Below are 13,136 nucleotides of genomic sequence, written 5' to 3'. Positions count from 1 at the left end.
TGCGTGCTCTTGCTCCTCGTCGAGGCGCGGCGCGCCGGAGGGAGGATAGACTCGCGCGCGCGCCACGCGCAGGAGGATCCCATGACCGTGCACGCCGGCATCGATCTCACGAGCGAGAGCTTCTTCGTCGACCCGCATCCGACCCTCGATCGGCTCAGGACCGAGAGGCCTGTCTTCTTCTTCGAGCCGATGCAGTGCGTCCTCGTCAGCGCCCAGGCCGACATCGAGGCGCTCGTGAAGGATCCGCGCTTCACCGCGCGCCGGGCCAGAGAGCTCCTGGGCGGGCTCGGGCTGCTCGGCGACGACGAGGCCTCGACGAAGATGCTCGACGCGTGGTCGCGCATCACCTTCTCGCAGGATCCTCCCCATCATACGCGGCTCCGGCAGCTCATCTCGAAGGGGTTCTCGCCGTCGGCCATCGAGTCGTTGCGCCCGAGGATCGCCGGCATCGCCGGGCGCGCGGTCGACAAGGCGCGCGGCGACGGCGAGATCGACGTCGTCGCGGATCTCGCCGAGGTCATCGCGATCACCACGCTCGCCGAGATGTTCTCGATCCCCGACGCCGATCGCCCGAAGTTCATCCGCTGGACGACCGATGTCGTGAAACCCTCGGATGGAGGCGTCATGTCCGAGGACCTGAAGAGGACCGTGAAGCAGAGCACGAGCGAGCTCGTCGATTACATGAGCCGCCTCGTCGAGGAGCGCCGTAGAGCGCCGCGCGACGACGTCGCGAGCCGGTTCATCGCGGAGGAGGCGGAGAGCCCCGAGCTCCAGGGCGAGGCGGCCATCCAGTGTTTTCAGATGGTCGGGGCCGGGTTCGTCACGTCCATGAACCAGATCGCGAACACGGTGGTCGCGCTGCTCAAGCACCCGGGCGAGCTCGCCAGGTTGCGGCAGCACCCCGCGCTCCTCCGGGGCGCCATCGAGGAGAGCCTGCGCTTCGAGCCGGCGGTCCTCTCCCTCCACCGCCTGTGCGCCGAGGACACGGAGATCCGCGGGGTCAGGGTGGCGAAGGGGGGGTTCGTGTTCGCCCTGACCGCCGCGGCGAACCTCGATCCCGCGCTGTTCTCCGAGCCGCGCCGCTTCGATATCACCCGCCAGCAGAACCGGCACATGACCTTCGGGAGCGGGATTCACTACTGCCCGGGGGCTCCGCTCATCCGCATGGAGGTCGAGGAGGCGCTCCGCGCCCTGCTCACGCTGCCTCGCTGGGAGCTCGCCGAGGAGGCCCTGAGCTACGCGGGCTCCAACTTGCAGGACCGGGGGCCGAGCTCGCTCCGCGTTCGCTTCTCGTGAGGGCCCGGCGCGCCCTCGCCCCGGGCGCCGTCAGCGCCGTCTGACCTCGAGCGCCGGCCGGGGCGCTCAACCCCCGATGCCTCAACCGGCATCGTCGGGCGGGAAATCCTCCGCGCACACGTAGATCTCGTCCTCGATCTCCGGATCTTCGAAGCGCACGCAGCCCATGCTGCAATGCCGGCGAGATTCGCCGTCCGGGGGCGCGCAGGTGACGAGCACGGTGGCCTCCTCTTCGCAGCGCGTCCACCCGACACCGTTGCCGCAGTCGTGCTCCGGCATGTTCGGCTTGAACCAGCACGCCGATCGAGCGCCGAAGCCCTCGTGACACGAGGCTGGTCGGCTGTCGTCCTCCGAGGCGACGCTGTGATGCCCGTACAGGCCGGTGATGGGCGACGGCAAGAGCCCGGGGATCTGCGTGGGATCGTCGCGCTCGGGGTCGCACAGCGCGCCGGCGACCATCGTGTCGAAGCGGCATTGATCGGCCGGATAACCGTAGGTTGTCGTCGAGACGACCGTCGGGTCGGGAGTCCTGATATCGACGCTGTAGGGCTCGGCGTTGTTCCTCCAGCGCCCCCACTCGCGCGCGACGACGATGGTACGGTAGCACATGTCGCGTCTGTCCTGATCGTCTCCCCACACGGCGTCGCAGCGCGCTTTGCCCTCGACCGGGACCAGGTTTTGGTACGCCGGGTTGTCCGGGTCGCCCGCCCATACCCGCCAGAGACAGCTCTTCGTGGCGAAGTAGTCGGATTGTGCTTCCGACGCCAGGAACGTGCCCAGGTTGGTGACGTCCGGCGCGCTTCAGCGTCCTTCGAACGATCCGCCGGCGCGCAGCCCTGAATGGCCAGGCCGACGATAAGCATGCCCAAGCTCGTGGTCTTCTTCATCTGACGCTCCGTTCCATAGCCCCAACCGACGCGCACCGATGACGCAAAATGATGAGCGGCGCGCCCCTCTGCCAGGGCGCTCAGGGCCTCAGCATGCTGGATCGGCGGACAGCTTGCCTCCAATGCATAGCGTTCATGCGCTTGGTGCAGCAGGCGCATCGCGCCAGGAACGCTCTGGAAGTCGTTGTGGATAAAGCTCCCTCGGCGCGTGCGCCCATGGGCCGATGACGCTGCATCGACCCGAGGGGCGCCTTGGCGTCGACCTTGCGGCGAGGCGTGCTTGCGCCGCGCGCCGAGCACCGGACGTGCCTTGTACGAAGCCGCGAGCGGCGTGGTCGGCGTCCTGAAGAGCTCGCTTCGTCCTGGGTGTCGCGCGTGGCGCTTACACCATAGAAGTGCTAGGTTGCCGGTTTTGGCAGCCGTCCAGTTCTTCGGAGACGGCATGCTGCGATGTCGACCGTTCTCCACACATGCGCGCTCAGGGGGCTTGGTGGCGCTGGGTGAGCGCGGCGCACATCGTTTGTGGAGCGCGGCCTTCGTGAGAGGTCCGGGGGGGAGATGCGCACGATGAGACGAATGACCGGCGTGGTGTTCCTGTTATCCGCTGCTGCGTGCAGCGTCGTCCAGGATGGCGGGGGTTTGGAGGAGCGAGCGGCGGAAGGGCAGCTCGCCGTCGAGATCAGCGGGCGAGGGGTCGCGTCCATCCGCGTGGATGAGCGGGGGATGTCCCACGTCACCGCTGAGGACGAAGTGACGGGTTACGGCGGCCTTTGCTATGCGATGGCGCGCGACCGGCTCTTCCAGATGGACGTGCTGCGCCGGAGCGCAGCGGGGCGCCTCGCGGAGATCTACGGGCCCGGCGACGGCGACAGCATCCTCGGTCAGGATCTCCTCGCCCGCGCGCAGAACCTCTCGGCGCTCGCTGCGGCACGCTACGCGGCGGCGGCCCCGCGGACGAAGCGCGCGCTGCAGGGCTGCGCGGCGGGTGTGAACCAGTACATCAACGATGCGAGAGCGTCGAAGAGCGGCCTGCCGCTCGAGTTCCAGGTCCTCGGCGTTCAGCCGGATCTTTGGACGCCCGAGGACAGCGTCCTCGCCTACATCTACGTGGGGGTCACCTTCGACACGCTGACGTGGTTCACCAAGCTCGAACGCGCGGCGGTGGCGTTCATCGCCGGGACGGACGTCGCGACGACGCTGATCAAGGAGGCCGGCGACGAGGTATCGATGTTCGACGCGCAGGGCAACCTGAGCCCGATCTCGCAGTTCCTCGTGCCGCCCGGCCCGAGCGGGCCGGCCGCGACCATCGTCAATCCGCCCCCGCCGGCGTGCCTCGCGGGCTCGCGCTGGCTCTCGGGGCGGTCGCTGGACATGACGCCCGCGAGCGGGCGCGCGAGCAACGCCTGGGCGGTCGACGGGCACCTCACCTCGACCGGCAAGCCGCTCCTGGCGACCGACCCGCATTTCCCCCACGCGACCCCGTCCGCCGTCTACGTGGCTCGGCTCAAGGTGAGCGGGCAATACGACGTTGCAGGCTGGATGGTGCCTGGGTTCCCCGGGTTCATCAGCGGCCATACGGAGAGCATCGCCTGGGTGCCGACCTATGCGCTCTTCGACAGCGTCGACCTGTACGTGGAGACGCTCCGGCCGGCGAGCGGCGGCGGCGAGGAGGTGCTCGTCGACGGCCAGTGGAGGCGCGTCACCAAACGCACGGAGGTCCTCCGCGTGAAGGGGCGGCCGGAAGTGCGGCGGACGTTCCGCGCGACGCCCCACGGGCCGATCCTCAACGATGGCCTGGACGGTCTGGAGGCGTTCGGCACCCTCGCGCTCAAGTCGACCGCGGGTCAACCGGAGTGGAAGATCGACGGCTACTTCGAGATGCCGGCGGCGCAGACCTTCGCGCAATTCCGGGCGGCGGCGCTGAAGCAGAGCATCGGGTGGAACTTCATCTTCGCGGATGACGCGGGCACCCACGGCCACATCGGCTACCAGCTCTCGGGGCTCGCGCCGCAGCGCGAGAGCCCGCTGAACGCGCTCTATCCGGTGCCGGGGACGGCAGGGCATGAGTGGACCGGATACGCGACCGACGCCGAGCTGCCCTCGGTCTACGATCCGCCGTCGCATCTCCTGGTGACGGCGAACCACCGGATCGTTCCGCGCGGCTACGCGCCGCAGGGCCGGCCGGTCCACCTGGCCAACTACTGGGACATGCCGTGGCGCGCGCAGCGGATCATCACCCGCCTCACCACGGCGACGGCGCCGCTCACGCCGCAGGACATGGCCTCGATCCAGCTCGACACGCAGACCACGATCGGGCTGCCCCTCCGCGACAGCTACCTGGCGGCGCTCGGGCGCGCCGGGCTGCCGGCGGACGATCCGAGCGCGGCCGCGGCGGCGGCGGCGCTGGCGCAGTGGGACGGGAACGCGGCGGCGAGCAGCCAGGGGGCAGCCGTCTACGAGATGCTCACGCTGATCCTGCTGCGCAACACGGTGAGGGAGGTGATCGGTCCCGACGAGTACGCGTTCTTCGCGCCGAGCGTGTTCCTCACGAACCAGCTCGGCGGCTTGATGGACGTGCTCGAGAGCCCGCGCGCGCCTTATTTCGGCATCAGCGCGGGCGTCGACCCGGGCGCCGCGCGGGACCAGGCCGTCCGCGCAGCCCTCGCCGAGGCGGACGCGATGCTCCGCGAGGCCCTCGGCTCGGATGTGAGCGCGTGGACCTGGGGCGGGATCCACGAGCTGACCTACAACCACCCGCTCGCGGACGCGGACGCGCGCTTCGACATCGGCACCTTCCCCGCGACCGGCGACGTGGAGACGGTGAACATCGGCGGGTGGTTCGCGAAGGTCGGTATCCTGGCGCTCCCGCCTGGCGAATTCGAGGGGGCAGGCGGGGTGCGGGCCGCGCTCGATCAGGATTCGCTGAGCGCGACGCGGATCATCTGGAACCTCGCGCCGGTCGACGGGTCGCTCGGGGTGATGAGCACGGGGATGAGCGGTGATCCGCGGACGTGCCGCTACGCGGATCACGCGGAGGCGTGGAGGGCGGGCCAGATCTTTCCGATACCGTTCACGTCCGCGGCGATCCCCTGAATCGATGGGCGCCGCCGGCGAGCGCGCCACGCGTCCGCGGGGCGCCTGAGCGGAGGGGGCGCTCGAGACGCCGGCGGCGCCGCCCGCGAGGGCGGCGCGCGGACGAGCCGGACGGCGCGCTAGGCGGCCAGCAGCTTGTCGCGGAAGAGCTGCAGGACGCGGTCGAGCGCGGCGCGCGTCGGCTCGCCCGGCGCGTCGATCAACGCGCCGGTGAGCACCGAGTGATGCTTCTTGAGGGGCCCCTCGGGGTGCCCGTCGGCTTGCTCCAGCTCCACGGCGACGAAGCCGTCCCCGAGGCGCTCGCGCAGGAACTGGAAGCGCTCCTCGGGGACCAGCGGATCGCCCTTGAAGCGGAGCGCGATCACCCGGAGGCCCTCCCGGTCGCAGCGCTGCGCCACCGCGTCGAGGGCCGCAGGATCGCAATCGATGGATCGCCGCCGGCTCTCGGTGAGCCCGAACGGGAGCGACGGCTGCGACAGGACGGGCGCCAGCACCCGGGCGTCCGCCGCCATGGCGAGCGCGAACCCGCCGGTGAAGCACATCCCCACGACGCCCACGCCCGGCCCGCCGCAGCGCTCGTGCTCCGACGCGGCGAGGGCGCGGAGCCAGTCGACGACCGGCGAGGAGCGCCCCGTCGCGAAGACGGTGAACTCCTTGCTGACGCAGGCCTTGGCCATGGTCGAGAGCGCGTAGAGCGCGGCCGACAGCCTGGACGGCTGCAAGGGGTCGCGGCCGGCGGTCCCGAAGAGGTTCGGCAGCACGGCCGTGCAGCCGAGCGCCACGACCCGGTCGGCGAACCCGAGCACCTGGGGAGAGATGCCCGGCATCTCGGTCAGCACGAGGACCGCGGGGCCCTTCCCTTTCCGATAGACGTCGCGCGTCTCCCCGTGGTGCGTGATGCGCTCGCGCTGGAAGGTGGCGAGATCGCCCTCGGGCGCCTTGGGTTTGCTCGGTGTGGTCACGGCGCCACTGCATCACGGCGCGCGAGCGCGGTAAAGCCCATCATCGATTCGCTTCTTCTCCCCAGCGTCAGGCGCGGCGAGCTCTCCTCCGCCGGGCCGCGACAGCCGCGAGCGCGGCGACGGCCGCGAGCGCGAGCCCATGGGGTGTCGCGCTGCTTCGGGGCTCCAGGATCACGCGGCGCGCCGGGGAAGACCTGGCCGTTCTCCCCCGCTCTCCGCGAGGAGGGCGACGCGGCCCGCCGCCGCGCGGCCATCGGGTGCGCGTGGGCAAAGCTCTTCTCCAGCGCGGCGACGTCCGTCCGGGAACGTCGAGGTGGCGCGCAGCGAGCCGTCGCGATCGCGCAGCTGAACGATGATCTTGTCGAGGCGGGTCAGGATCCAATCGCTCGCGCCGTCTCCGTCCATGTCGGCGAAGCGCACGTTGTGCGTTCCGAGAGGGACGTCGAGATCCGTCGTTCCCCAGGAAAGAACACCGATCCGCACTCTTCGGCGGCGCGCGATACGCCAGGCGGGCCCTGCGCTATCGTACAAGCAATTGCGAAAACATGTCGTCTCATACGGCAATCCTACCATGCGATTGCGGCTCGCTGTGTGCCGGTTCAGCGGTCTCCAGCGGACATCGCGGGGGCTGTCGCGACATGTCACGTGACATGTCACGGCTGCAGCGTGACATGTCACGTGACATGTCGTGGCTGATGCGTGACATGCGGGCGCCCTGCGCGGCGCAATCGACGCCGCGCAGAGCAGCCCCTGGATGGCATAGGACGTGCAGAGCGCGGCCGAGCAGCGGAGCGGATCAACGCAATGACGCAGAGAGGTGTGAGTCCTATGCAGATGCACAGCCTGATCATGCAGTTGGGGGCGGCGGCCTTCCTTTCTCTGACGGCGTCCGGCTGCATCATGGCCGAGGGCGCAGAGCAGGCTGAGAGCGAGGCGCTCGACTCGGCAAGCGCAGCCCAGATCGACATCGGATACAAGGCGTGGCGGCTGTACACGGCGACCTTCTCGAACGGTCAGCCGCTGTTTCAGGTCCTCGCGATCGGCGGGACCAGCGTGGGCAACTACCAGGCGAACACCGAGTATTTCTCCGTGGCCACGGCGAACCTGCACTACCTCGGTCAGAGCAACGTGACCTTCAGCCACACGGATGGCAACGGCACGCCGCCGTCGCAGAGCGGCTCGCAGCAGTTCCACATGCCCCTGGGCTCGTCCTGGACGTCGTTCTCGACCGACCCGGTGAGCGGGGGATACCGCTACGACAGCGGCAACGTGCACCTGCGCATCGGCACGGGCAACGGCAAGATCACCCGGCTGACCTGGTACCAGACGATCCCGACGGGTCAGAACCCGGCCAACATCACGCCGAGCGGGACGTTCACGACCGGCTCCGGCGCCGTCACGGTCCCGAGCGGGAGCGCCGGATACCACGCCGACAGCACGATCCAGTGACGCCGAGGAATTCCGAGGTGTCGAACGAGCTCGGCAGCGGGGGCCATGGATGCCTGCGCCAGCAGCACGAGCTCGCCCCGGGAGCGCGGTGGTCTCGGTGGTCCTGGCGATCTCGCCGCAGGCCCAGCGCCGTCGTACAGGCGATCTCGAAAACATGCCGTCTCATACGGCAACGCTACCATGCGATTGCGGCTCGCTGGGTGCCGATTCGGCGGTCTCCAGAGCGGAGCTCGCGGAGGCTGTCGCGGCTGGTGCGTGACATGCAGGCGCCCTGCCCGGCCGCATCGACGCCGTGCCTCGCGACCGCTGGGCGGCATAGGACGTGCAGAGAGCCATCCGAGCAACGGAACGGATCAACGCAACGACGTAGAGAGGTGTGACTCTTATGCAGATGCGCAGGCTGATCATGAAGTTGGGGACGGCGGCCTTGCTTTCTCTGGCGGCGTCCGGCTGCATCATGGCCGAGGGCGCAGAGCAGGGCGAGAGCGAGGCGCTCGACTCGGCGAGCGCAGCCCAGATCGACACTGGATACAAGGCGTGGCGGCTGTACACGGCGACCTTCTCGAACGGTCAGCCGCTGTTTCAGGTCCTCGCGATCGGCGGGACCAGCGTGGGCAACTACCAGGCGAACACCGAGTACTTCTCCGTGACCACGGCGAACCTGCAATACCTCGGTCAGAGCAACGTGACCTTCAGCCACACGGATGGCTACGGCACGCCGCCGTCGCAGAGCGGCTCGCAGCAGTTCCACATGCCCCTGGGCTCGTCCTGGACGTCGTTCTCGACCGACCCGGTGAGCGGGGGATACCGCTACGACAGCGGCAGCGTGCACCTGCGCATCGGCACGGGCAACGGCAAGATCACCCGGCTGAGCTGGTACCAGACGATCCCGACGGGGCAGAACCCGGCCAACGTCACGCCGAGCGGGACGTTCACGACCGGCTCCGGCGCCGTGACGGTCCCGAGCGGGAGCGCCGGATACTACGCTGACAGCACGATCCAGTGACGCCGAGGGGCGCTCGCGCACCGTCCGGCCGTCGTGGCGGCCGGGATGGCCGCTGCAGGGGCCCCGAGCTCCCCGCCTATCCTCTCTCGCGCGGTCCTCCACCGACATGCGTGGAGCGATACCTCGACACGGCGGCCTCCACGCCGGATCTCGGGCTGCTCAGGACAGGGATCCCGAGATGTCGAACGAGCTCGGCGGCGGGAGCCATCGACGCCTGCGCCAGCAGCACGAGATCGCTCGGGAGCGCGGTGGTCTCGATGGTCCTGGCGATCTCGCCGTGATAGCCGGGCTGGTCACCCGTCTCGAAGAGCCGCCATGCGCGCTCGCACAGCGTCTCTACGACGTCGATCGAACGCTTCGCGTCCGATGCCATCTGGTGAAGCAATGCCACGGTCGGCTGGAACGTGCTCTGGAGCGCGGCCAGGACGACGATCCGGCGGCCGCTCGCGACGGCTTGCTCCGCCATCGGGCGGTCGATCCGCATCACGACGCAGCCGGCGACGGGCACCGCCTCCGCGACGCCGCCGAGGGTCGAGCAGGTGCACACGATCACCCGCGCGCCGTCGCCGGCGAGGGCCTCGATGACCGCAGCTGTGGCCGACCTGACGCCGTCCGTGATCCCGCCGGCCGCCACCGCGTCCGCGAGGAGGCTCTCGTGAACCTCATGCCGGACCGGGATCGCGTCGTCCACCGCCCGGACGAGGCGGCCGAAGGTCTCGACGTGGACGCGGGCCGTGTGGAGGAACGCGAGCATGCCTCTCCCTCGGGGTCACAGGGTGATAACGATCTTCCCACACGCCCTCCCCTCCCCGAAATAACGAAACGCGTCGGCGACCTCGGCGAGCGGGTAACAGCGATCGATGACGGGCCTCACCTTCCCAGCTCGAAACAGCTCCGCCAGGACGGCCAGGTCATGGTTCGCCTTCGCCGCCAGGATGCGCATCTTCTTTCGCTCGCTCCGGGAGATCCAGGGACCGAGCAACAAGAGCTCGAGGATGCGACCGACGGATCCCCCGAGCATCACGTAGGTTCCCCCCGGGCTCAGCGCACGCGAATAGTCGAACATCGAGCGATGCGCCGCGGCGTCGAGGATCAGATCGTACGTTCTCCCGTTCTCCGCGAAGTCCTCTCTCGCGTAGTCGACGACGTGATCCGCGCCGACCGAGCGCATCGTCTCGAGCTTTTCCGCCCGGTCCACGCCGGTGACCTCGGCGCCGAACGACTTCGCGATCTGGATCGCGAACGTGCCGACCCCTCCCCCCGCGCCGTTGATCAAGATCGTTTGCGCGGGCCGGATCGCGCCCTCATCGCGGAGCCCCTGCAGGGCCATGGCGCCCGCCTGGGGGATGGCCGCGGCCTGCTCGAACGTCATCCCCGCCGGCTTGAGCGCCAGCGCGCTCTCGCGGGCGCGCGCGTACTCCGCGAAGCCGCCCCAGCCACACTGGCAGAGATCTCCGAACACCTCGTCGCCCGGGCGGAACCGGGTCACGCTCTTGCCCACCGCCTCGACCTGTCCCGCGATGTCCGCGCCGGGGACCCGGTGCTTGGGCTTGAACAGGCCCCAGAAGCGAAAGAACACCGGCGTTCCGGTCACGAGATCCCAGTCCCAGGAGTTCACGGACGCCGCGCGAACGCGCACCAGCACCTCGTCGTCCCCGATCTCCGGCACGGCGATGTCCGCGAGCCTCAGGACGTCGGGCGCGCCGTACCGGTCGTAGACGATGGCCCTCATGTCGCCCCGGCCGGCGCGGCGAGGCGCGCCCCTCCGCGCAGCGGCGTCAAACCAGCCTCGATGACGGCCGGCGGGCATCGTGAGAGCGGCGTGGTGGGATGGTTCATGCCGATGATTCTAGTCATCTCCTCGTCGCGACCGCCACCCGGCGCGGCAGGCCGGCACCGGCGGCGACCCGGGCTCGAACGACGCAGCCGGGAACCTCAGGCCCACCCCGCTGTCGATCGCCCCATCCCACGCCGGCGGGCCTGCGCGTTCAGGCGCGGCCCGCCGCGCCACGACCGGAGGCCCTCGTGCGAAGCTCCCTCCCCCGCGGCCGCGCTGCGCGCGCCGCGACCGCCGCTTTCGTCCTCGCGCTCTCGAGCTGCGCCGACAGCGCGTCGCCGCCCGCCGCCCCGGGCGCGCACCGGCGCGGGCCCGACCCCGCCGCGTCGCGCGCCCAGCCCGCGGAGCCGGCCCCCGCCGCCGCGGCGCGCGGGCCCGCGGCCGCGCCGATCCGGCTCACCGCCGCCGACGGCACGGGGCTGCGCCTCGTCGCCCTCACCGGCCGCGCCGTCATCGAGGCGCCGCTCGCATTCACCGAGCTGCACCTCACCTTCGAGAACCCCGAAGATCGCGCGCTCGAGGGCACCTTCCGCGTCACCCTGCCGCCCGGCGCGAGCCTCGGCCGCCTCGCCATGCGGCTCGGCAAGCGCTGGCAAGAGGGCGAGGTCGTCGAGCGACGGCGCGCGCGCGAGGCGTACGAGGACTTCCTCCACCGCAAGCAGGATCCGGCGCTGCTCGAGCAGGCGGCGGGCAACGAGGTGACCGCGCGGGTCTTCCCCATCCCGCCGCGCGGCGTGAAGGAGATCGTCCTCGCGTACTCCCAGGAGCTCCGCCCCGACGCCCCCTTCACCGTCCCCCTACGCGGCCTGCCCGTCGTGAGCTACCTCGATCTCGAGGCCACCGTCGCGGGCGCCGCCGCGCCGATCCACGCGCTCCGCCGCACGGACGCGGCGCCCGACGCCGACTTCGTGGTGGAGCCCGCGCGCCTCGCGGAGGTGGAGGCGCGGGCCGGCCTGCGCAGCGGCGAGCTCGCGCTCGCCCGCGTGCGCCCCGCCGTGGAGCCGCGGCCCGATCCGCTCGCCTCCGCCGTCGTCCTCGTCGACACCAGCGCCTCGCGGGCGCTCGATCTCGAGGAGCAGCTCGGCCTGCTCGCGGCCATCGCGCAGGCGGCCGCGCGCGCGGGCGGCCCGGACGCGCCGCTCACCGTCGCCTGCTACGACCAGACCGTCGCCCCCGTCTTCGACGGCGCGGCCTCCGCGTTCGGCGGGGCGGAGCTCCGGCGCATCCGCGAGCGGAGGGCGCTCGGCGCCTCGGATCTCGGCCGTGCGCTCCGCTGGGCCGGCGAGCGCGCGGCCGCCCGCGGGCCGCTTCGCGTGGTGCTCCTCTCCGACGGCGTCGCCACCGCGGGCGAGGTCGCGCCGGGCGCCCTGCGCGGCGCCGCGGCGGCGCTGCGCGACGCGGGCGTCGAGCGGCTCGACGCGGTCGCGCTCGGCGGCCTCCGCGACGAGGCCGTCCTCCGGCAGCTCGTCACGGCGGGCCTGCCCCGCGACGGCGCCGTGATCGACGGCACCCGCGGCGTCGCCGAGCTCGAGCGGCGCCTCTCCTCGGCCACCCGCTCGGGGATCGCGGTGAGCGTCGAGGGCGCGCGCTGGGTCTGGCCCCGCACGCTGGACGGCGTGCAGCCCGGCGACGAGGCGCTCGTCTACGCCGAGGTGCCGGCCGAGCTGCCGGTCCGGATCACGGTGGACGGCCGCACCTCCGCGCCCGACCTCCGCGGCGTGGAGCGCCCGCTGCTCGAGCGCGCCTGGGCCCGCGCGAAGATCGACGGCCTCCTCGCCGGCGACGCCGCGCCCGGCGGCCAGGGCGCCCTCCGCAAGCAGATCGTCGACCTCTCGATCGCGCACCGGGTGCTGAGCCCGTACACCGCGCTGCTCGTGCTGGAGACCGAGGGCGACTACGAGCGCTTCGACATCCCCCGGCGCGGCCTCGCCGACATCCTGACCGTGGAGGGCGGCCGAATCGCCGTGCAGAAGCGCTCGTGGCCGCCGGCCGAGAAGCCGCAGGCAGCCGCGCCGCCCGCCGGCCCGCGCGACGACGGCGCCGCCGGCGAGGCCGCGGCCCTGCGCCCGCCCCCCGCGCCGCCGGCGCCTCCCCCCGGCGCGCGGGAGGAGCCCTTCGGCGCGGGCGGGCTCGGGCTCTCGGGCATCGGCGAGGGCGGCGGCGGCCGCGGCGAGGGCATCGGCCTCGGCGCGATCGGCACCCTGGGCCACGGCGCCGCCGCGCCCGCGCCGTCCGCGGGCGCCGGCCAGGGCTTCGGCAGCGGGCACGGCCGCCTCGGCGGCCACCACCGGGCCGCGGCGCCCTCGGTCCGCATGGGCGCAACCCAGGTGAGCGGCCGCCTCCCGCCGGAGGTGATCCAGCGCATCGTCCGCCAGGGCTTCGGCCGCTTCCGCCTCTGCTACGAGCGCGGGCTCGAGCGGAGCCCCCGCCTGCAGGGCCGCGTCGCCGTGCGCTTCACCATCGACCCGAGCGGCGCCGTGGTGAACGCGCGCGACGGCGGATCCGATCTGCCCGACGGGGCCGTGGTCTCCTGCGTGATCCGCGCTTTCTACGGACGTACGCGTTCGGTGACCCACATGCTGTTTTGGAGCCTCGGTGCTGCGTAG

10 protein-coding genes are annotated in these 13,136 nt (G+C 71.5%); 5 read left to right on the top strand and 5 right to left on the bottom strand.

The features are described 5' to 3' along the window. Positions 1-81: 81 nt before the first annotated feature. Entirely contained in the window at positions 82-1,296 is a 1,215-nt protein-coding gene (locus WME83_RS01640; protein WP_437317499.1) for a cytochrome P450, read from the top strand. Positions 1,297-1,377: 81 nt separating this feature from the next. Here WME83_RS01640 and WME83_RS01635 read toward each other — a convergent pair whose 3' ends face one another. Then, on the bottom strand, positions 1,378-1,905 hold the full coding sequence (locus tag WME83_RS01635) for a hypothetical protein (RefSeq protein WP_437317498.1): 528 nt from the start codon (positions 1,903-1,905) through the stop codon (positions 1,378-1,380). Positions 1,906-2,750: 845 nt separating this feature from the next. Between WME83_RS01635 and WME83_RS01630 the strand changes: the two genes are divergently transcribed. Further along, entirely contained in the window at positions 2,751-5,276 is a 2,526-nt protein-coding gene (locus tag WME83_RS01630; RefSeq protein WP_437317497.1) for a penicillin acylase family protein, read from the top strand. Between the two features lie 119 nt (positions 5,277-5,395). On the opposite strand, the gene WME83_RS01625 is transcribed toward WME83_RS01630, so the two are convergent. Both WME83_RS01625 and WME83_RS01620 read right to left on the bottom strand, forming a co-directional pair. After that, positions 5,396-6,238, bottom strand: a complete 843-nt coding sequence (locus WME83_RS01625; protein ID WP_437317496.1) for a dienelactone hydrolase family protein — start codon at positions 6,236-6,238, stop codon at positions 5,396-5,398. 171 nt (positions 6,239-6,409) lie between these two features. After that, positions 6,410-6,658 (bottom strand): hypothetical protein, encoded by a 249-nt coding sequence (locus WME83_RS01620; RefSeq protein ID WP_437317495.1) that lies wholly within the window; start codon positions 6,656-6,658, stop codon positions 6,410-6,412. Positions 6,659-7,066: 408 nt separating this feature from the next. Between WME83_RS01620 and WME83_RS01615 the strand changes: the two genes are divergently transcribed. Continuing rightward, positions 7,067-7,687, top strand: a complete 621-nt coding sequence (locus WME83_RS01615; RefSeq protein WP_437317494.1) for a hypothetical protein — start codon at positions 7,067-7,069, stop codon at positions 7,685-7,687. A gap of 406 nt (positions 7,688-8,093) precedes the next feature. After that, the gene (locus WME83_RS01610) at positions 8,094-8,693 is read left to right on the top strand and encodes a hypothetical protein (protein ID WP_437317493.1); all 600 of its coding nucleotides are present in this window, start codon (positions 8,094-8,096) and stop codon (positions 8,691-8,693) included. Positions 8,694-8,769: 76 nt separating this feature from the next. On the opposite strand, the gene WME83_RS01605 is transcribed toward WME83_RS01610, so the two are convergent. Beyond that, a complete protein-coding gene (locus WME83_RS01605) occupies positions 8,770-9,447 on the bottom strand; it encodes a hypothetical protein (protein WP_437317492.1) in 678 nt (225 codons plus the stop codon). 15 nt (positions 9,448-9,462) lie between these two features. Continuing rightward, entirely contained in the window at positions 9,463-10,425 is a 963-nt protein-coding gene (locus WME83_RS01600) for an NAD(P)-dependent alcohol dehydrogenase (protein WP_437317491.1), read from the bottom strand. Between the two features lie 293 nt (positions 10,426-10,718). Here WME83_RS01600 and WME83_RS01595 point away from each other — a divergent pair, with 293 nt between their 5' ends. After that, a complete protein-coding gene (locus WME83_RS01595; protein WP_437317490.1) occupies positions 10,719-13,136 on the top strand; it encodes a VIT domain-containing protein in 2,418 nt (805 codons plus the stop codon).

The organism is Sorangium sp. So ce385, assembly GCF_051474135.1.
In the GTDB taxonomy this organism is placed as follows: Bacteria; Myxococcota_A; Polyangia; order Polyangiales; family Polyangiaceae; genus Sorangium; species Sorangium cellulosum_D.
Note: the sequence above shows the minus strand (reverse complement) of the source record. Positions and strands in the feature narration are given on the sequence as shown.